Below are 17832 nucleotides of genomic sequence, written 5' to 3'. Positions count from 1 at the left end.
GACAGTGGGCAGTATGACCATCGACAGACGCAAGTTTCTCCTCGCCGCACCGGCGCTTCTGGCGGCGTGCTCAGGGCGCCAGCTCCTGAGCTACAACGGCCCCAAGGTCACCTCGATCATGGCCTTCAAGCAGCAGCGCAAGATGTACCTGCTGCATGGCAACAAGGCCCTGAAATCCTACCCCTTCCAACTCGGCTTCACGCCGGTGGGCCACAAGCAGTTCGAGGGCGACGGCAAGACGCCCGAGGGAACCTACATCATCGATCGGCGCAACCCGAACAGCTCCTATCACCTGTCGGTCGGCATCTCCTATCCGAACGACCGCGACCGTGCCTTCGCCGAGGCGCATGGCAAGCGGCCCGGTGGCGACATCTTCATCCACGGCACGCCGTCGGACGTGCTCGGCAAGAAGGATTGGACCGCCGGCTGCATCGCCGTGACCAATGAGGAGGTCGAGGAGATCTACGCGATGGTGGGCGACTACACCCCGGTCTTCGTCAAGGCCTGAGCCGGTCACCGGCACCATGACCCGGACATGCGAAGGGGCGCCGCGGCGCCCCTTTTTCGTGCCTGATATGCAATACCGTCAGGCCGCGAGCACCATGGTCCACCAGATCTTGCCCGCGGGCTCCTGGAACCAGGCAAGACCCATGCGCTGGGCAGCCGGATCGAGGATGACGTCGCGGGTCGCGGCCTCTTCCATCCAGGCGGCCAGCGTCTCGAGCTCGGTCTCGTAGGTCTCGGAGATCGTCTCGCCGATGAGCCGCCCCATGTAGCCCACGCGCCGCAGCCGGTCGACCGGCGAGGAGCCGTCGGAGCCGAAATGCCAGGGCCGGTTCTGGATGCTCATGTCGCGCGAATGGGTCGCGGCCGCGGCGTTGAGCTGCGCGTCGAGCGTCAGCTGGGACAGCCCGCGCGCCCGGCGCAGCGTGTTGACGCCGTCGAGCATCCGGTACGGGATCTGCGCCTCGTCCTCGGGCGTGATGCGGTAGACCTGCGGCAACGGCAGCCCGTCCGGACCGATCCGGCCCTGGGGCGCGCGGGCGCAGGCCGTGAGGCCAGTTAAGAGAAAACCGAGAATCAGCGCGCGTCGCTGCATGTGTCACCTTTCGGGTCCGAACCGCGCCTGATTAGCGGCAGTGGAGCGACAGATCAAACGGGATCGGCGGGGCTTCGCCGCGGTGACGTTTGAGTGAATTGCGCCTCACGAGATCGCGATCTAGTGCTGAGGCGTCACGACATTCCCTTTTGGAGATTCGCATGGGCCACGCCCCGAAAGCGTTGAACCGCCGTCACTTCGTCGCCGCCTCTGCCGCCTTCGGCGCGGCCGCGCTCGCCAGCCCGGCGCTGGCGCTGTCCGGCTCGACCGAGATCGAGAGCGACATCTCGTGCTCGGTGAGCCGCAACGTCTCGAGCTTCCGCACGCTCGACTGGCGGCCCTACTTCGCGGATCTGCGCAACGGCGCGATCCTGTGCGACACCCAGAGCCGCGCGCTGCATTTCTGGAGCGAGGATCAGAGCGTCTACAAGCTCTACCCGACCTCGGTGCCGCTGACCCCCGACTTGACCCGTCTGGGCCGGACCGAGATCATCAAGAAGGTCGAGGGCCCCGACTGGCGCCCGACGCCCGAGATGCGCCAGCGCAACCCGGAATGGCCGGAATACATCCCTGCCGGTCCCGACAGCCCGCTCGGCACCCATGCGATGTGGCTGACCTGGCAGTATTACCGGATCCACGGCACCCACGACACGCGCAAGATCGGCCGCCGGTCGTCGAATGGCTGCATCGGTCTCTACAACGAGCACATCGCCGAGCTTTTCTCGCTCTCGACCCTCGGCACGCAGGTCATGCTGATCTGAGATCGCGCCGCATCGATCGACAAAAGGGGGCCTCCCGGCCCCCTTTTTCGTGTCAGAGCCAGCCCGACAGGTTCTCGCGGATCACCCGCTCCAGCATGTCGACATGCTCGGCATGGTCGTTGAGGCAGGGGATGTAGGTGAAGGTCTCGCCACCGGCATGCTCGAAGCTCTCGCGGATCTCCTCGTTGATCTCCTCGAGCGTCTCGATGCAGTCGGCCGAGAAGGCCGGGGCGCAGATCGACAGCTTGCGCACGCCCTCGTCCTTGGCCAGCCGGGCCACCTCCTCGACGGTATAGGGCTTGAGCCATTCCTCGCGGCCGAAGACCGACTGGAAGGTGGTGACCACCCGCGTGTTCTCCCAGCCCAGCGCCTCGCGCAGCAGCCGCGTCGTCTTCTGGCACTGGCAGTGATACGGGTCGCCTTCGAGCAGGTAGCGCTTGGGCAGCCCGTGATAGGAGCAGACCAGCACCTCGGGGCGGTTCTCGGGGTCGGGATGGGCGCGACGCACCGAGTTGGCGAGCGCCTGGATGTAATCGGGCCGGTCGAAATAGGGATCGACCACCCGCGCCGTCGGCTGCCATTTCTCGCGGCCCAGCGCCTTGAAGAACGCGTCATTGGCAGTCGCCGAGGTGGCGCCCGCATATTGCGGGTAGAGCGGAAAGAACAGGATCTTGCGGCAGCCGTTCTCCACCATCTTGCGCACCACCGAGGCGGTCGAGGGATTGCCGTAGCGCATGCAGAACTCAACCTGCACCGCATTGCCGTGCTGCGCGGCGAAACGCTGGCGCAGCGCCTCGGTCTGGGCGCGGGTGATGGTCCGGAGCGGGCTTTCGTTCATCTCCTCGTTCCAGATCGAGCGATAGGCCGCGCCGGATTTCTGGGGTCGGGTCGACAGGATGATGCCCTGCAGGATCGGTTGCCAGATCATGGGGTTGGTATCGACCACCCGGCGGTCGGAGAGGAACTCCGACAGGTAGCGCCGCATCGAGCGGTAATCGGTGCCGTCGGGCGTGCCGAGATTCGCGACGAGAATGCCGACGCGGGATGTCGGCAGCGCCGGATGCTCGGCGGGGGCGTGGGTCGGGCGGGTCGCGTCGAGCATCATCTGTCCTCAGGGCTGCGTTTGGTTAGGCATGTTTGCACAGAAAAGTAGCCGTTGGGCGACCCGGTCAATCGGCGTTTTCGTCGCGGGCGCGTCTGAGCGCCTCTTCGAGGCTGTGGCTGGCCGATCCCGGGCGCAACGGTTGCGGCTGGTCGGCCGAGGGCGCCCAGCCGGTCAGGGTGATGACCTCGAAGCGCGCACCGATCCGCCCGTCGGGGCGGCCCGCGCTTTCGGCGAGAAGCCGTGCGGCCTCGGCCAGCACGGCCCGTCGCGTAAAGCGGCGAAGCCGACCGGCCATGGCGTTGGTCTCGCCCATGGCGCGCAGATCGCGCATCAGGTGGAACGGGGTCTCGTAGCTGACGTCGTAGGGCGTGGCGTCGGCCACCGGCAGTGCCAGCCCGGCACGCTGCAGCAGCGCGCCGAGATCGCGGATCTCGCCCATCGGCGCGACCCGGGGCGACAGCCCGCCGCTGACGGCGGTTTCGGCGGCGGTGAGCACGGCGCGCAACTCGCCCAAGGTGTCGCCGCCGAACAGCGTGACGATCAGCAACCCGTCGGGCTGCAGCGCACGGGCGCATTGGATCAGTTGTCCGACCGGGTCCTCGGCCCAGTGCAGCGCCAGCGCGTGGACCACCAGGTCATGCGCGCCGGGGGCCAGATCGAGCGTCGGCGTGTCGGGCACGATCCGCGCCGCCGGCATCCGCGCGGCCCATAATTCGGGCCAGGGGGTGACCACCGCCGGGTCGTGAAAGCTGCGGTTAACCTCGGCGAGCCTATCCTCGACGTCATCCGCCGCCGCCTCCTGCAGGAACAGCGCCGGGGCGCGACGCGCGCGGGCGCGGCGGCTTTCGAGGGCGGGGCGGTCGAACAGGGCGGGGCGCTGGGTAGTGGACATGGGGTCGAAATAGAGACTGAACATGGGAATGCAAAGCGTGCTGAGGGCGATCTACCCGCCCGCCTGCCTGTCCTGCGGCGAAATGACCGAGGCGGATTTCGCGCTGTGCGGCGCCTGCTGGCGCGACACGCCTTTCCTGGGTGACACGCTGTGCACGCTCTGCGCCCGGCCGCTGCCGGGCGAAGTCGAGCCGGGGCTGCGCTGCGACGCCTGCCTCGCCGCGCCGCCGCCATGGACGGCCGGGCGCGCGGTGCTGCGCTATGCGGGAGGCGGCCGAAGGCTGGCCCTGGCGCTCAAGCATGGCGACCGCACCGATCTCGCCCGGCCGCTGGGCGACTGGATGGCGGGGGCGGCGGTGGATCTGGTCGGACCGGATACGTTGGTGGTGCCGGTGCCGCTGCATCGCGGAAGGCTCTGGACCCGGCGGTACAACCAGTCGGCGCTGCTGGCGGCACGGATCGCGTGGCGGCTGGGCCTCGCGAGTTGTCCCGACGCGCTGTGGCGGCGCCGTGCGACCACGAGCCTCGCGGGCGATGCCGAAACCCGCCGCGCGACGCTCGATGGCGCGATCGTGCCGCATCCGCGCCGGGGCGCGCGGATGGCGGGGCGCCCGGTGCTGATCGTCGACGACGTGCTGACCTCCGGGGCGACGCTTTCGGCCTGCGCGCGGGCGGCGCGGAGCGCGGCGGCAAGCGAGATCCGCGTGATCGCACTGGCCCGCGCCGCTCCGGATGCCTAGATCATGGGAAACCCCTTTGTTTTCCGGAGAACCCGAATGGCCGAGACGACCCCCCAGATCGAGATCTACACCTCGCCGACCTGCGGCTACTGCCACGCCGCCAAACGCCTGCTGGCCCAGAAGGGCGTCAGCTATACCGAGATCAACGTGGTGGCCCAGCCCGAGCGTCGGGCCGAGATGATGCAGCGCGCCAATGGCGGTCGCACCGTGCCGCAGATCTTCATCGGCGGCACCCATGTCGGCGGCTATGACGACATGGCGCTTCTGGATCGTCGCGGCGGGCTCGACCCGATGCTCGGCAAGTGACCCGCGCCGCGCTCCTGCAGCTCACCGCCTCGGACGATCCCGCGCAGAACGTCGAGACGCTGCGCGGGATGGTCCGGGAAGCGGTGGCGCAGGACGCGGAGCTGGTCTGCACGCCGGAGGTTTCCAACTGCGTCTCGGCCAGCCGGTCGCGGCAGATCGAGGTGCTTCGGCGCGAGGCCGAGGACCCGATGCTGGCCGCGATGCGCGACGAGGCGGCGCGGGCGGGTATCTGGCTGTCGCTCGGCTCGATCGCGGTGAAGACCGAAGACCCGGATGGCCGCTTCGCCAACCGCTCCTTTCTGATCGAACCGGGTGGCGGCATCGCCGCGCGCTACGACAAGATCCACATGTTCGACGTCGAGGTGAGCGCGACCGAGACCTATCGCGAATCGGCGGGCTACCGTCCCGGTGACCGCGCCGTGCTGGCCGAGACCCCGCTGGGGCGGATCGGGCTCAGCATCTGCTACGACGTCCGGTTTCCGCATCTCTACCGCCGCCTCGCCCAGGCGGGGGCCGAGATCATGCTGGTGCCCAGCGCATTTTCCCCCGTCACCGGTGCCGCCCATTGGGAGACGCTGCTGCGGGCGCGGGCCATCGAGACCGGCTGCTACGTGCTTGCCGCGGCGCAGACCGGGCGCCACGCGGCACACGAAGGGCGGGCGCGTGAGACTTGGGGTCACAGCCTCGCCGTCGACCCCTGGGGCGCGGTGATTGCGGATTCCGGAACGGCACCCGGCGTCGCGATCGTTGATTTGGACATGGCCGAAGTGGCACAAGCGAGACGGCGCGTGCCCTCGCTCGCGCATGACCGCCCCTATGATGGCCCCGAATGAACCAGCCCGTCGACAATCTCGCCATCACGCTGTTCAGCGAGATCCTCGCCGTCGACCAACTGGCGCGCAACACCATGTCGCGGGTGCTGCCCAAGGGCATGGAGCTGTCGCATTTCTCGGTGCTGAACCATCTCGCCTTTTCGGGCACCGAGCGGACGCCGGCGCAGCTGGCCAAGACCTTTCACCTGACGCGCGGCGCGATGACCAACACGCTGGGCAAGCTCGAATGGGCGGGCTGGGTGCATATCCGCCCCGACTGGGACGATGCGCGCCGCAAGATGGTGGCGATCAGCCCGGCCGGGCTCGAGGCGCGCAACGCCGCCGTCGCCGCGATCACGCCGATCGTCGCCGAGGTGGTCGAGCGGGTCGGGGCCGAGCGCGCTCGCGCCGCGCTGCCGGTGCTGCGCGAGCTGCGGCTTCGGCTGTCGGATGTCGAATAGGCCCCGCGGTCTTTCGGGATTTCGGCGTCAGAGGGTCACCCGCTCGGGCCGCAGGCTGGCGGTGACGTAGTTCACCGACAGGTCACGCTCCGACAGCGACCAGCTCCAGCTGATCGGGTTGAACACCATGCCGCGCCGGTCCACCGGCGTCAGCCCGGCGCGCCGCAGCAGTTCGTAGAGCTCGTCGGGGGTGATGAACTTGTTCCAGTCATGCGTGCCCTTGGGCAGCCAGCGCATCACCCATTCGGCGCCGATGATTGCCATGCCGAAGCTCTTGGCGTTGCGGTTGAGGGTCGAGCAGATATGCAGCCCGCCGGGCTTTAGCAGGTCGTGGCAGGCGGTGAGGTAGTCGACCGGCGAGGCGACATGCTCGACCACCTCCATGTTGAGCACTACGTCGAACTGCTCGCCTGCTTCGGCCATCGCCTCGGCGGTGGTGTGGCGGTAATCGATCTCGAGACCCGATTGCTCGGCATGCAGCCGCGCCACCGGGATGTTGCGCTCCGCGGCGTCGGCGCCGACCACCGTCGCCCCCAGCCGCGCCATCGGCTCGCACAGGAGGCCGCCGCCGCAGCCGATGTCGAGGATGCGCAAGCCCTCGAAGGGTTTCTTCGCCGAGAGGTCGCGGTCGAACTGGGCCGCGATCTGGTCGGTGATGTAGCCTAGCCGGCAGGGGTTGAGCATGTGCAGCGGCTTGAACTTGCCGCCCTCGTCCCACCATTCGGCGGCCATCGCCTCGAACTTGGCGACCTCGGCGGGGTCGATGCTGGAGCGGGCGGTCTCGGGCTGCGGCATGATCTTGTCCTTCCTGGTCGTGGGCGGGTGACGGCTCCGCGCTTGTGCCTATATAGGTCGGGCATGGACAAGGTCTCAGGTCACCGCCGCGCGCTCGCGCATCTCTATCCTCCCATCGAGCCGTTCGATCAGCGCATGGTCGACATGGGCGATGGGCACCGGGTCTATGTCGAGCAATGCGGCAACCCGACGGGCCGGCCGGTGGTGGTGGTGCATGGCGGGCCGGGGGGCGGGTGCAGCCCGGCGATGCGGCGCTACTTCGACCCCGAGATCTGGCGGATCGTGCTGTTCGACCAGCGCGGCTGCGGCCGCTCGCGGCCGCATGCCAGCGTCGAGGCCAACACCACATGGCACCTGGTCGCGGACATGGAGCGGATTCGCGAGCTGCTCGGGATCGGGCGCTGGGCGCTGTTCGGCGGCAGCTGGGGAGCGACGCTGGCGCTGGTCTATGCCCAGACCCACCCCGAACGCGCCGCGGCGCTGATGCTGCGCGGCGTGTTCCTGATGACCGAGGCCGAGCTGCAATGGTTCTATGGCGGCGGCGCCGGCCAGTTCTGGCCCGAGCTGTGGGAGCGCTTCGTCGCGCCGATCCCCGTAGAGGAGCGTGGCGACATGATCGCCGCCTATCACCGGCGGCTGTTCTCAGGCGATGGCGGGGTGGAGCTGCGCCACGCCCGGCTCTGGGCTGGCTGGGAGAACGCGCTGGCCTCGATCGACAATGACGGGCCGCTGGGCGATGGCCCGGCCGAATATGCCCGCGCCTTCGCCCGGCTCGAGAACCATTACTTTCACAATCGCGGCTTCCTCATGCCGGGGCAGGGGATCCTCGATCGGATGGACCGGATCGCGCGGATCCCGGGCCTGATCGTGCAAGGGCGCTATGACATGATCTGCCCGCCCGCCGGGGCGCACCGACTGGCGGCGCTCTGGCCCGCGGCGCGGCTCAGGATGATCCCGCGCGCCGGCCACGCCCTGTCCGAGCCGGGCATCGCCGCCGAACTGGTGCGCGCCACCGATGCGCTGGGCCGCGGCAATGAGGGGCCGGTCTTCGGCCGCGCGACGTGAGGTCAAGGCCGCAAGGCTTTACAGCTACCCCCACATCGCTAACCTAAAGGCAATCAAGAGGGTGCGGAAATGCACCGTGCTGGCCCGTTCGGGCCACAGGGGGGTCTCGGGCGGTTTGGGGAGCGTGATCAGGATCGTGTTGCAGCGTCTGGGCTTCGGCCTGCTAACGCTGTTGATCGTCTCGATGGTGATCTTCGGCGCGGTGAACCTGCTTCCGGGCGATTTCGCGCAAGCCGTGCTGGGCCAATCGGCCACGCCAGAGGCGGTGGCGGCGATCCGCACCCAGCTCGGTCTCGATCAGCCGCTGCCGATCCGCTACGTCGCCTGGCTGCGGGACGCGGCGCGCGGTGATCTGGGGGTGAGCTTCGCGCAGGCCAACTTCGCCAGCTTCACCGGACGGGTCGATCCCTCGGCCACGGTGCTGGCGCAGATCGCGCCGCGTTTCGCCAACACCATGTTCCTCGCCGGGGTCACCGCCGTGATCGCCGTGCCGCTGGCGGTGGGGCTGGGCATCCTCGCGGCGCTGTGGCGCGACACCGCCTTCGACAAGGGCGCCAACATCGCCACGCTGTCCTCGATCTCGAGCCCGGAATTCTTTCTCGCCTACATCCTGATCCTGCTTCTGGCGGTGGTGAACCCGGTGCTGCCGTCGCTGTCCAACATCTTTCCCGGCATGAGCTTCGGCGAGCGGCTGGAACGGACGCTGCTGCCGGCGCTGACACTGACGCTGGTGGTGACGGCGCACATGATGCGCATGACCCGCGCCGCGATCCTCAACCTGATGGCGCAGCCCTATATCGAGATGGCACGCCTCAAGGGGATGCGCCCCTTCCGGGTGATCTGGCGCCACGCGCTGCCCAATGCGCTGGCGCCGATCGTCAACGTGGTCGCGCTCAACCTCGCCTATCTGGTCACCGGCGTCGTCGTGGTCGAGGTGGTCTTCGTCTATCCCGGCATCGGCCAGCTCTTCGTCGACAGCGTGAAGCTGCGTGACATTCCGGTGGTGCAGGCCTGCTGCCTGATCTTCGCCGCGGCCTACATCCTGCTGAACCTCACCGCCGACATCCTGTCGATCGTCTCGAACCCGCGGCTGAGGCACCCGAAATGACCGTCTGGTTCTGGATCGTGGCCGTGCTGGCGGCGCTCTTGGGCCTGGGTTGGGCCGGGCGGGCACTGGGACGGCTGAGCGGGCGGCGGCGGTTCCGCGACATGTCGCTTGCCGAGGCCTTCGGCTGGGCGCTGGCGCTCGCGGCACTGCTCGGGGCGGCCTGGCTCTGGACCCGGCCCGGCGCGGTCTATTTCCGCTGGGCACTGATCGGCTTTGCGATCTCTGCCGTGGCGGCCTTCGTCTTCCGCCTGCTCGGCCGCCATCTCGGGCCCGAGCGGTTGAGAAAGCAGTTCCGCAAGATGCCGCTGACGGCGGCCTTCGGTATTCTGGTGATCATCATCTACGCCGTCGTCGCGATCTTTGCGGGCTGGATCGCGCCGCATGGGCAGGAGGCGGTGCTGGGCGCAGCCAACGTGGTGCCCGGCGGCGATCCGGCGATGGGCGGCGACCCGGCCTTTCCGCTCGGCACCGACCGGATCGGCCGCGACATCCTCTCGCGCCTGATCTACGGCGCTCAGAACACGGTCGGCCTCGCCTTCGCGACGACGCTGCTGGCCTTCTTCCTCGGCGGCGCGCTGGGGCTTCTGGCAGCGGTGGTAGGCGGCTGGCTCGACCAGCTTCTGAGCCGCGGCGTCGACGTGCTGATGGCGATCCCCTCGCTCATCTTCGCGCTGCTGCTCCTGACCATCGCCAGCGTCTGGGCCGAGGGGGCGCGCGGCTGGCTCACTTTCTACATGGTGGTGATCATCGCGGTGATCGATTCGACCCGGGTGTTCCGGCTGGCCCGCTCGGTCGGCATCGGCATCGTGGTGATGGATTACGTCGAGGCGGCGAAGCTGCGCGGCGAAGGCATGGGCCATCTGGTGTTCCGCGAGATCCTGCCCAATGCCATGGCGCCGCTGCTCGCGGAGTTCGGGCTCAGGTTCTGCTTCGTGTTCCTGACCATCGCCTCGCTGTCCTTCCTCGGGGTCGGCATCCAGCCGCCGCTGGCCGATTGGGGCACCATGGTCCGCGACCTCGCGCAGTTCATCAATTTCGCGGCCTTCGCGCCGATGGTGGCGCTGGCGCCGCTGCTGCCGGCGCTGGCGATCGCGCTGCTGACGGTGGGGGTGAACTTCGTCGTCGACTGGATGCTGCACCGCGCCTCGGGGCTGAAATCGTGACGCCGCTGCTGGAAATCCGCGACCTGTGGATCGAGGGGCGCTCGGACGAGGAGTGGCACCCGATCGTCGAGGGGGTCGACCTGACGCTGGGCCGGGGCGAGGTGCTGGGGCTGATCGGCGAATCCGGGGCGGGCAAGTCGACGCTCGGTCTCGCCGCGATGGGCTATGCGCGCGACGGGGTGCGGATCTCCGGCGGTTCGGTGCGGTTCGACGGGATGGACCTGCTCCGCGCGTCGACCGAGCAGAAACGCAGCCTGATGGGGCGCCGCATCGCCTATGTCGCGCAATCGGCGGCGGCGAGCTTCAACCCCGCCCACAAGCTGATCGACCAGCATGTCGAGGCGCCGGTGCGGCACGGCATCCGCGACCGGGGGGAGAGCGTCGCCGACGCGGTCGAACTCTACGAGAAGCTGCGCCTGCCCGATCCCGACCGGATCGGATTTCGCTACCCGCACCAGGTCTCGGGCGGCCAGCTGCAGCGGATGATGACCGCGATGGCGATGTCCTGCCGCCCCGACCTGATCATCTTCGACGAGCCGACCACCGCGCTCGACGTGACGACGCAGATCGAGGTTCTGGCGGCGATCCGCGACATCGTCGACCAGTTCGGCACCTCGGCGATCTACATCACCCACGACCTTGCGGTGGTGGCCCAGATGGCCGACCGCATCAAGGTGCTGCTCTCCGGCCGCGAGGTCGAGACCGCGCCGACGCGGGAGATGCTCACCCATCCCCGCGAGGAATACACCAAGTCGCTCTGGGCGGTGCGCGGCTTTCACCGGCCCGAGAAGCCCGCCCCTGCGTCCGGCGACACGCCGATCCTCTCGGTCGAGGGCGTCACCGCCGCCTATGGCCGGCAGACCGTGCTCGAGGAGATCTCCTTCGATATCCATCCCGGGCGCACCGTCGCCGTGGTGGGCGAGAGCGGATCAGGCAAGTCGACGACCGCGCGAGTGATCACCGGGTTGCTGCCGCCCCGTTCCGGCACGGTGCGCTTCGAGGGCGAGGCGCTGCCCGCCGGCTACCGGCAGCGCGGCAAGGACCAGCTGCGGCAGATCCAGATGATCTACCAGATGGCCGACACGGCGCTGAACCCGCGCCAGAGCGTGGCGCAGATCATCGGCCGGCCGGTGCGGTTCTATCGCGGGCTCCGGGGGCGCGCCCTGCGCGCCCGCGTCGACGAGCTGATGGAACAGATCGAGCTCGATCCCGCCACCTTCCGCGACCGGCTTCCGGGCGAGCTGTCGGGCGGGCAGAAGCAGCGCGTCGGCATCGCCCGCGCGCTCGCCGCCGAGCCGCGGCTAATCATCTGCGACGAGGTCACCAGCGCGCTCGACCAGATCGTGGCCGAGGGCATCCTGCGGCTCTTGGCACGGCTGCAGGACGAGCTGGGGTTGAGCTACATGTTCATCACCCACGACCTCGCCACGGTGAAGGCGATCGCCGACGAGGTGGTGGTGATGCAGTCGGGCCGGGTGATCGAGCAGGGCGCGAAGACCGCGATGTTCACGCCGCCGCACCACCCCTACACCGACCTGCTGCTCTCTTCGGTGCCCGAGATGGACCCCGACTGGCTCGACCGGCTGCTGGCCGAACGCGGAGTTGAGGGGCTCGGCGAGGCGGCCACTGATAGGATGTAAGCGAATCGGTCCGAGAAGGCCGAAGAAAAACAAGAGGGAGAACCACATGCTGCCACAGATCAGCCGCCGAGGATTGCTCCGGTCCGGCGCTGCCGCGGGCCTTCTGTCCGTCACCGGCCTGCCGCTGCGCGCGCAGTCGCGCGGGGGCACGCTCAAGCTCGGGCTTGCTGGCGCCAACACCTCCGACAGCTGGGACGGGCGCACCCATTCCGACACCTACATGATCGTCACCGCCCATGGCGCGGTGTTCGACTGCCTGACCGAGATCGCCGCCAATGGCGAGCTGGTGGGCGAGCTGGCCGAGAGCTGGGAATCGACGCCCGACGCCAAGACCTGGACCTTCGACCTGCGGCAGGGCGTGACCTTCCACAACGGCCAGCCCTTCACCGCCGACGACGTGATCGCCTCGCTGAAACTGCATCTCGACGAGGATGCGAAATCCGCCGCGCGCCCGATCGTCGCGCCGATCACCGAGATGAAGAAGCTCGGCGAGCATCAGGTGCAGTTCACGCTCGAGGCTGGCAATGCCGACTTCCCGTTCCTGATGTCGGATTACCACCTGCTGATGTACCCGCATCAGAACGTCGAGGAAGCGATCGCCAAGGGCATCGGCACCGGTCTCTACAAGGTCGAGAGCTTCGATCCGGGCGTGCGCACGCTGCTCTCCCGCGTCGACGGCCATTACAAGGACGGCAAGGCAGGCTGGTTCGACCAGATCGAGGTGATCGCGATCAATGACGGCTCGGCGCGGATGACGGCGCTGATGACGGGTCAGGTCGACGCCGTGAACAATGTCGAGTTCCAGGTCGAGCCGCTCCTGAAGGCCAACCCGCAGCTCGCGCTCAACGAGGTGACGGGCAACCAGCACTACACCTTCCCGATGCTCACCGACCTCTCGCCGATGGACAACCTCAAGGTCCGGCAGGCGCTCAAGCACGCGGTGCGGCGCGAGGAGATGGTCGAGAAGATCCTGCTCGGCCACGGCGCGGTCGCCAACGACCACCCGATCGGCCCGGCGAACCAGTATTACTTCGCCGATCTCGAGCAGAACGAGTACGACCCCGAGAAGTCGAAATCGCTCCTGAAGGAAGCCGGTCTCGACGGGCTGAGCATCGACCTCTCGGTCTCCGAGGCCGCCTTCTCCGGGGCGATCGACGCGGGCCTGCTGTATCAGGCCAGCGCCAAGGATTGCGGCATCGACATCAACGTCGTGCAGGAGCCGGCCGATGGCTACTGGTCCAACGTCTGGATCAAGAAGCCCTGGTGCGCCTCCTACTGGTCGGGTCGGGTCACCGAGGACTGGATGTTCACGCTGGGCTACGAGAGCGGAGCGGCGTGGAACGACACCCATTGGGACGACCAGCGCTTCCAGACCCTGCTGAAGGACGCGCGCGCCGAGCTCGACAGCGACAAGCGCCGCGAGATGTATCACGAGATGCAACGCCTGTGCTCCAAGGAGGGCGCGACGGCGATCCCGATGTATGCGAACTTCGTCGACGGCTACAACACCAAGCTCGGCCATCCCGACGTGGTGGGCAACGTCTTCGATCTCGACAGCAACCGCATCTGCGAACGGTGGTGGATGGCCTGACGCCATCGCACCGCTGGCGCGCCGTCCCCGGGGAGGGGGCGGCGCGCCGCGCGCCTGCTCCCAGGCCGTAACCGGAATCGAAACCTACGCCTCGAGCCCTGCGCTGAACCGCACCTCACCCTCGGGCGGGCCGCCTCTGAAGGCCAGCCACATGACGTTGCGCGCCGGGGTATCGCGATAGGTGACCGCCCCGTCCGCGACAAAGCCGAAGCGTCCGTAATAGAGCGCGCTGCCCGTCAGCACGCAGCCCCGCGCACCGGCCGTCTCGATCTTTTCCAAGCCTTGCCTGATCAGGCTCGATCCTATGCCGCTCCGCTGCCGGCGCGGCCGCACGGAGACCGGTCCGATCCCGAACCAGCCCTCGCGCTCGGACCCGACTTTGGCGGGGGAGAACGCGACATGCCCGACGATCTCGCCGGCCTCGACCGCGACCAGAGACAGGGTCAGATCGCCATCGCGGCGCAGCATGTCCAGCGCCTCCGCCTCCGTGCCGTCGCTGAAGCGCATCGGCGCGAAGGCCTCGCGGGTCAGCTCGCGGACCGCATCCACGTCTTCTGGTTCTTCGGGTCGAACGCGCATGGCCGAGGATAGGCGGAAATCCCGCAACCATGACAGCTCTTTCCCCGTAGCAAGGTGACGGCGCTCTGCCCGGCGTGCGGGGGGCCGCGCAGGAACCGACACCCGGCGGCGGCGTTGGCTGCGTGACACATGATCTTTCGTCAGGAACGAGGACTACGATGCCCGAGAATTTCGCTGGAGAGCTGACCCAGGACGTCCGTACCCAGATGGTGGACCTGCTGAACAAGAACCTTGTCAACATGCTCGCCCTGACGCTGGCGGTGAAGCAGGCGCACTGGAACCTCAAGGGGCCGGGCTTCATCGGGGTGCACGAGCTGCTCGACCAGGCCGCCGACCGGCTGCGCGAGGGCGCCGACCTGATGGCCGAACGCGCCGTGATCCTCGGCGGCTTCGCCCGCGGTACCCTCGAGGTCGCCGCCGAGAAGTCGCAGATGGACGCCTACCCGGTCGAGGTCAGCGACATCAAGAAGCACGTCGAGGAGCTGAAGTCGCGCTACATGTTCGTCGGCGGCGAGGTCCGCAAGGCGATGGAAGAGGCGGGCGATGCCGGCGACGAGGACACCGCCGACCTGTTCACCGAGGTGAGCCGCACGCTCGACAAGGACGCCTGGTTCATCGGTGCCAACGCCTGACCGGCGCCGGTCCGACCCCGGACCCACCCAAGAAACGCGCCGCCTTCGCGGCGCGTTTTTTCATGCGCCGCGATTGACCCCGCCGCGCGGCGGGTGGAGGCTCGGTCCAGTACCGGAGGACAGGGCATGACGGATCTCGAACTCTATGGCCACCCGGACTCGGGCCATGCCTGCAAGGTGGCGTTGGCGCTGACCCTCGCCGGTCTGCCCTGGCGCGCCACCCGCATCGACATCTGGGCCCCGCCCGACACCCGCCCGGCGGCCTTTCTCGCCGCAAGCTCTGCCGCCGAGGTGCCGGTGCTGATGATCGACGGCGTGGCGCATGCCCAGTCCGGCGCGATCCTGATCGAGCTCGCGACCCGCTTCCGCTGCCTCGGCGGCGAGAGCCCGGCCGGGCTCCGGCGCGGCCGCGAGGTGATCTTGTGGGAGGCGAACCGCATCGGCATGTGCCTGCCGCAGCTCAAGGAGGCGCGGCGGCTGGGCGGGGCGCATTTCGACCCTGCGGTGGTCGACTGGCTGGAGGGACGCTTCGCCGTCGACCGGGCGCGCTTCGACCGGATGCTGGGCGGGGCCGACTTCCTGCACGGCGCGGCGCCGGGGATCGGCGACTGCGCGGTCTGGGGCTACGCGCAGTGGCTGACGGAGGCCGGCGTCACCCCCAGCCCGGTGATGGCGGGCTGGCTCGAGCGGATGCGCGCGCTGCCGGCGGCGCGCACACCCGAGGCCTTCTTTCCGGCCGACTGAAAAGGGGCCGCGAACACCGGCCTTGCAGACTCGGGCGCTGCCGCCTATATCCCCCTTCAACAGCGGTGCGTCGGTCGCGAGATCGGCGCTCCACCGGGAAAGATCGACGGGCCGCTGGCCCGTTTTTTTGTGCTTGGAGGACCCCATGTCCGACCTCATCGCCAAGGCCGCGATCGACCGCCGCGTCCAGGAGATCATCGAGCCCGTCATCACCGACATGGGCTTCGAGCTGGTGCGCGTGCGTCTGATGTCGGGCAAGTCCACGACGCTGCAGATCATGGCGCAGAAGCCCGACGGCACGATCGAGGTCGACGATTGCGGCCGGATCTCGACCGCCGTCTCGGCGGTGCTCGACGTCGAGGACCCGATTCTCGACGCCTACACGCTCGAGGTTTCCTCGCCCGGTATCGACCGGCCCCTGACCCGGCTCAAGGATTTCGACCAGTGGCAGGGTTTCGAGGCCAAGATCGAGACCGAGGAGCTGATCGACGGCCGCCGCCGCTTCAAGGGCGAGCTGGCCGGCATCGAGGGCGACGAGGTGCTGATCGAGATCGAGGAAGGCACGATCGGGCTGAAATTCGAATGGCTGTCGGACGCCAAGCTGGTGCTGACCGACGAGCTCATTCGCGAGGTGCTGCGCTCGCGCAAGGATGCGGGGCAGATCGACGAGACCCAATTCGACGATGTTGAAACCATCATTGATGGTGATGAGGAGAACGACTGATGGCCATCACGTCCGCAAACCAGCTGGAGCTTCTGCAGACCGCCGAGGCGGTGGCGCGCGAGAAGATGATCGACCCGGGCCTCGTCGTCGAGGCGATGGAGGAGAGCCTCGCCCGCGCTGCCAAGAGCCGCTACGGCGCCGAGATGGACATTCGGGTCAATATCGACCGCAAGACCGGCCGCGCCCGCTTTACCCGCGTGCGCACCGTGGTCGCCGATGACGAGCTGGAGAACTACCAGGCGGAGCTGACCGTCGATCAGGCCAAGCAGTATCTCGACGATCCCAAGATCGGCGATGTCTACGAGGAAGAGGTGCCGCCGGTCGAGCTGGGCCGCATCGCCGCGCAATCGGCCAAGCAGGTGATCCTGCAGAAGGTCCGCGAAGCCGAGCGCGATCGCCAGTACGAAGAGTTCAAGGACCGCGCCGGCACGATCATCAACGCCACCGTCAAGCGCGAGGAATACGGCAACATCGTCGTCGAACTTCCCGGCGCCGGCGAAGCCGTGCTGCGTCGCAACGAGAAGATCGGCCGCGAGGCCTATCGCCCCGGCGACCGGATCCGCTGCTATGTCAAGGACGTGCGCCGCGAGGTTCGCGGCCCGCAGATCTTCCTGTCGCGCACCGCGCCGGAGTTCATGGCCGAACTGTTCAAGATGGAAGTGCCCGAGATCTACGAGGGCATCATCGAGATCAAGGCCGTGGCCCGCGACCCAGGGAGCCGCGCCAAGATCGCCGTGATCTCCTACGACAACTCGATCGACCCGGTCGGCGCCTGCGTCGGCATGCGCGGCTCGCGCGTGCAGGCCGTGGTCGGCGAGCTTCAGGGCGAGAAGATCGACATCATCCCGTGGAACGAGGACATGCCGACCTTCCTCGTCAACGCGCTGCAGCCGGCCGAGGTGTCGAAGGTGGTGTTCGACGAGGAAGCCGAGCGCATCGAGGTCGTCGTCCCCGAGGAGCAGCTCTCGCTCGCCATCGGCCGGCGCGGCCAGAACGTGCGTCTGGCCAGCCAGCTCACCGGTCTCGACATCGACATCCTGACCGAAGAGCAGGAGAGCAAGCGCCGTCAGGCCGAGTTCGAGACCCGCACCAAGCTGTTCATGGACACGCTCGATCTCGACGAGTTCTTCGCGCAACTTCTCGTCTCCGAGGGGTTCACAAATCTCGAAGAGGTCGCATATGTCGATCAGGACGAGCTTCTGGTGATCGACGGTGTCGACGAGGACACCGCCGGCGAGCTTCAGGCGCGTGCCCGCGACTACCTCGACGCGCAGAACAAGGCGGCGCTGGAGCGCGCCCGTGAACTGGGTGCCGAGGAGAGCCTGATCGGCTTCCCGGGGCTGAGCCCGCAGATGGTCGAGGCGCTGGCCAAGGACGGCGTCAAGACGCTCGAGGATTTCGCCACCTGTGCCGACTGGGAACTGGCCGGCGGCTGGACCGTGCAGAACGGCGAGCGCATCAAGGATGACGGCGTGCTCGAGCCCTTCGATGTCAGCCTCGAGGAGGCGCAGGAGCTGGTGATGACGGCGCGTGTCGCGCTGGGCTGGGTCGACCCCGAGGAACTGGCCGCCGACGAGGCCGCCCGGGCCGAAGCCGAGAACGAAGAAGAGGCCTGA

The 17832-nt window shown here is 68.2% G+C and carries 20 protein-coding genes; 15 read left to right on the top strand and 5 right to left on the bottom strand.

What is annotated here, in order from left to right; genetic code table 11:
- Positions 1 to 13 precede the first annotated feature (13 nt).
- On the top strand, positions 14 to 508 hold the full coding sequence (locus T8T21_RS11030; protein WP_183470345.1) for a L,D-transpeptidase family protein: 495 nt from the start codon (positions 14 to 16) through the stop codon (positions 506 to 508).
- Positions 509 to 586: 78 nt separating this feature from the next.
- On the opposite strand, the gene dalA is transcribed toward T8T21_RS11030, so the two are convergent.
- Entirely contained in the window at positions 587 to 1099 is a 513-nt protein-coding gene (gene dalA / locus T8T21_RS11025) for a divisome-associated lipoprotein DalA (protein ID WP_183470347.1), read from the bottom strand.
- Between the two features lie 161 nt (positions 1100 to 1260).
- Between dalA and T8T21_RS11020 the strand changes: the two genes are divergently transcribed.
- Entirely contained in the window at positions 1261 to 1860 is a 600-nt protein-coding gene (locus tag T8T21_RS11020; protein ID WP_322335622.1) for a L,D-transpeptidase, read from the top strand.
- A 52-nt stretch (positions 1861 to 1912) separates the two neighbouring features.
- Here the strand turns inward: T8T21_RS11020 and hemH are convergent, their stop codons facing one another.
- Together hemH and T8T21_RS11010 are read right to left on the bottom strand one after the other, a co-directional pair.
- The gene (gene hemH / locus T8T21_RS11015) at positions 1913 to 2965 is read right to left on the bottom strand and encodes a ferrochelatase (RefSeq protein WP_407660044.1); all 1053 of its coding nucleotides are present in this window, start codon (positions 2963 to 2965) and stop codon (positions 1913 to 1915) included.
- 64 nt (positions 2966 to 3029) lie between these two features.
- The gene (locus T8T21_RS11010; RefSeq protein ID WP_322335620.1) at positions 3030 to 3857 is read right to left on the bottom strand and encodes a methyltransferase domain-containing protein; all 828 of its coding nucleotides are present in this window, start codon (positions 3855 to 3857) and stop codon (positions 3030 to 3032) included.
- 22 nt (positions 3858 to 3879) lie between these two features.
- Between T8T21_RS11010 and T8T21_RS11005 the strand changes: the two genes are divergently transcribed.
- The 4 genes from T8T21_RS11005 to T8T21_RS10990 are packed head-to-tail and all read left to right on the top strand — an operon-like array spanning position 3880 to position 6175.
- Entirely contained in the window at positions 3880 to 4596 is a 717-nt protein-coding gene (locus T8T21_RS11005) for a ComF family protein (RefSeq protein ID WP_322335619.1), read from the top strand.
- 36 nt (positions 4597 to 4632) lie between these two features.
- The gene (gene grxC / locus T8T21_RS11000) at positions 4633 to 4902 is read left to right on the top strand and encodes a glutaredoxin 3 (RefSeq protein ID WP_183470355.1); all 270 of its coding nucleotides are present in this window, start codon (positions 4633 to 4635) and stop codon (positions 4900 to 4902) included.
- Positions 4899 to 5735, top strand: coding sequence for a carbon-nitrogen hydrolase family protein (locus T8T21_RS10995; RefSeq protein ID WP_322335618.1), 837 nt, complete (start codon positions 4899 to 4901; stop codon positions 5733 to 5735). The genes grxC and T8T21_RS10995 overlap by 4 nt, the downstream gene beginning before the upstream one ends.
- Positions 5732 to 6175 (top strand): MarR family winged helix-turn-helix transcriptional regulator, encoded by a 444-nt coding sequence (locus T8T21_RS10990; protein ID WP_183470358.1) that lies wholly within the window; start codon positions 5732 to 5734, stop codon positions 6173 to 6175. The genes T8T21_RS10995 and T8T21_RS10990 overlap by 4 nt, the downstream gene beginning before the upstream one ends.
- A gap of 27 nt (positions 6176 to 6202) precedes the next feature.
- On the opposite strand, the gene ubiG is transcribed toward T8T21_RS10990, so the two are convergent.
- Positions 6203 to 6970: a bifunctional 2-polyprenyl-6-hydroxyphenol methylase/3-demethylubiquinol 3-O-methyltransferase UbiG gene (gene ubiG / locus T8T21_RS10985; RefSeq protein ID WP_322335617.1), complete on the bottom strand. Its 768-nt coding sequence runs from the start codon at positions 6968 to 6970 to the stop codon at positions 6203 to 6205.
- A gap of 63 nt (positions 6971 to 7033) precedes the next feature.
- On the opposite strand from ubiG, the gene pip reads away from it, so the two are divergent.
- From pip to T8T21_RS10960, 5 genes are all read left to right on the top strand, one after another.
- A complete protein-coding gene (gene pip / locus T8T21_RS10980; protein WP_183470360.1) occupies positions 7034 to 8035 on the top strand; it encodes a prolyl aminopeptidase in 1002 nt (333 codons plus the stop codon).
- A gap of 115 nt (positions 8036 to 8150) precedes the next feature.
- Positions 8151 to 9143, top strand: a complete 993-nt coding sequence (locus T8T21_RS10975; RefSeq protein WP_183470720.1) for an ABC transporter permease — start codon at positions 8151 to 8153, stop codon at positions 9141 to 9143.
- Entirely contained in the window at positions 9140 to 10306 is a 1167-nt protein-coding gene (locus T8T21_RS10970; RefSeq protein WP_322335616.1) for an ABC transporter permease, read from the top strand. Before T8T21_RS10975 ends, T8T21_RS10970 begins: the two co-directional genes overlap by 4 nt.
- A complete protein-coding gene (locus T8T21_RS10965; RefSeq protein WP_322335615.1) occupies positions 10303 to 11946 on the top strand; it encodes an ABC transporter ATP-binding protein in 1644 nt (547 codons plus the stop codon). The genes T8T21_RS10970 and T8T21_RS10965 overlap by 4 nt, the downstream gene beginning before the upstream one ends.
- Before the next feature lie 46 nt (positions 11947 to 11992).
- Complete coding sequence (locus T8T21_RS10960; RefSeq protein ID WP_322335614.1) at positions 11993 to 13537, top strand: ABC transporter substrate-binding protein; 1545 nt, start codon at positions 11993 to 11995, stop codon at positions 13535 to 13537.
- Positions 13538 to 13621: 84 nt separating this feature from the next.
- On the opposite strand, the gene T8T21_RS10955 is transcribed toward T8T21_RS10960, so the two are convergent.
- Positions 13622 to 14116 (bottom strand): GNAT family N-acetyltransferase, encoded by a 495-nt coding sequence (locus T8T21_RS10955; protein WP_322335613.1) that lies wholly within the window; start codon positions 14114 to 14116, stop codon positions 13622 to 13624.
- Positions 14117 to 14274: 158 nt separating this feature from the next.
- Here T8T21_RS10955 and dps point away from each other — a divergent pair, with 158 nt between their 5' ends.
- The 4 genes from dps to nusA all read left to right on the top strand — a co-directional run bounded on the left by dps (position 14275) and on the right by nusA (position 17832).
- Complete coding sequence (dps, locus tag T8T21_RS10950) at positions 14275 to 14748, top strand: DNA starvation/stationary phase protection protein Dps (RefSeq protein ID WP_183470369.1); 474 nt, start codon at positions 14275 to 14277, stop codon at positions 14746 to 14748.
- Positions 14749 to 14874: 126 nt separating this feature from the next.
- Positions 14875 to 15492, top strand: a complete 618-nt coding sequence (locus tag T8T21_RS10945) for a glutathione S-transferase family protein (RefSeq protein WP_322335612.1) — start codon at positions 14875 to 14877, stop codon at positions 15490 to 15492.
- 145 nt (positions 15493 to 15637) lie between these two features.
- Positions 15638 to 16216, top strand: coding sequence for a ribosome maturation factor RimP (rimP, locus tag T8T21_RS10940; protein ID WP_183470373.1), 579 nt, complete (start codon positions 15638 to 15640; stop codon positions 16214 to 16216).
- Positions 16216 to 17832 carry a transcription termination factor NusA gene (nusA, locus tag T8T21_RS10935; protein WP_322335611.1) on the top strand — a complete coding sequence of 539 codons (1617 nt, stop codon included), beginning with the start codon at positions 16216 to 16218 and terminating at the stop codon, positions 17830 to 17832. Before rimP ends, nusA begins: the two co-directional genes overlap by 1 nt.

This window comes from Limimaricola variabilis (assembly GCF_034371605.1).
Lineage (GTDB): Bacteria > Pseudomonadota > Alphaproteobacteria > Rhodobacterales > Rhodobacteraceae > Limimaricola > Limimaricola variabilis.
Note: the sequence above shows the minus strand (reverse complement) of the source record. Positions and strands in the feature narration are given on the sequence as shown.

Excerpts from the sequence above, each read along its gene's own strand:
- dalA (WP_183470347.1), bottom strand. The coding sequence starts at position 1,099 with ATGCAGCGACGCGCGCTGATTCTCGGTTTTCTCTTAACTGGCCTCACG.
- hemH (WP_407660044.1), bottom strand. The coding sequence starts at position 2,965 with ATGATGCTCGACGCGACCCGCCCGACCCACGCCCCCGCCGAGCATCCG.
- T8T21_RS11030 (WP_183470345.1), top strand. The coding sequence starts at position 14 with ATGACCATCGACAGACGCAAGTTTCTCCTCGCCGCACCGGCGCTTCTG.
- T8T21_RS10960 (WP_322335614.1), top strand. The coding sequence starts at position 11,993 with ATGCTGCCACAGATCAGCCGCCGAGGATTGCTCCGGTCCGGCGCTGCC.
- T8T21_RS10990 (WP_183470358.1), top strand. The coding sequence starts at position 5,732 with ATGAACCAGCCCGTCGACAATCTCGCCATCACGCTGTTCAGCGAGATC.
- T8T21_RS10970 (WP_322335616.1), top strand. The coding sequence starts at position 9,140 with ATGACCGTCTGGTTCTGGATCGTGGCCGTGCTGGCGGCGCTCTTGGGC.
- T8T21_RS11005 (WP_322335619.1), top strand. The coding sequence starts at position 3,880 with ATGGGAATGCAAAGCGTGCTGAGGGCGATCTACCCGCCCGCCTGCCTG.
- T8T21_RS11020 (WP_322335622.1), top strand. The coding sequence starts at position 1,261 with ATGGGCCACGCCCCGAAAGCGTTGAACCGCCGTCACTTCGTCGCCGCC.
- rimP (WP_183470373.1), top strand. The coding sequence starts at position 15,638 with ATGTCCGACCTCATCGCCAAGGCCGCGATCGACCGCCGCGTCCAGGAG.
- grxC (WP_183470355.1), top strand. The coding sequence starts at position 4,633 with ATGGCCGAGACGACCCCCCAGATCGAGATCTACACCTCGCCGACCTGC.
- T8T21_RS10945 (WP_322335612.1), top strand. The coding sequence starts at position 14,875 with ATGACGGATCTCGAACTCTATGGCCACCCGGACTCGGGCCATGCCTGC.
- ubiG (WP_322335617.1), bottom strand. The coding sequence starts at position 6,970 with ATGCCGCAGCCCGAGACCGCCCGCTCCAGCATCGACCCCGCCGAGGTC.
- nusA (WP_322335611.1), top strand. The coding sequence starts at position 16,216 with ATGGCCATCACGTCCGCAAACCAGCTGGAGCTTCTGCAGACCGCCGAG.
- T8T21_RS11010 (WP_322335620.1), bottom strand. The coding sequence starts at position 3,857 with ATGTCCACTACCCAGCGCCCCGCCCTGTTCGACCGCCCCGCCCTCGAA.
- T8T21_RS10955 (WP_322335613.1), bottom strand. The coding sequence starts at position 14,116 with ATGCGCGTTCGACCCGAAGAACCAGAAGACGTGGATGCGGTCCGCGAG.
- dps (WP_183470369.1), top strand. The coding sequence starts at position 14,275 with ATGCCCGAGAATTTCGCTGGAGAGCTGACCCAGGACGTCCGTACCCAG.
- pip (WP_183470360.1), top strand. The coding sequence starts at position 7,034 with ATGGACAAGGTCTCAGGTCACCGCCGCGCGCTCGCGCATCTCTATCCT.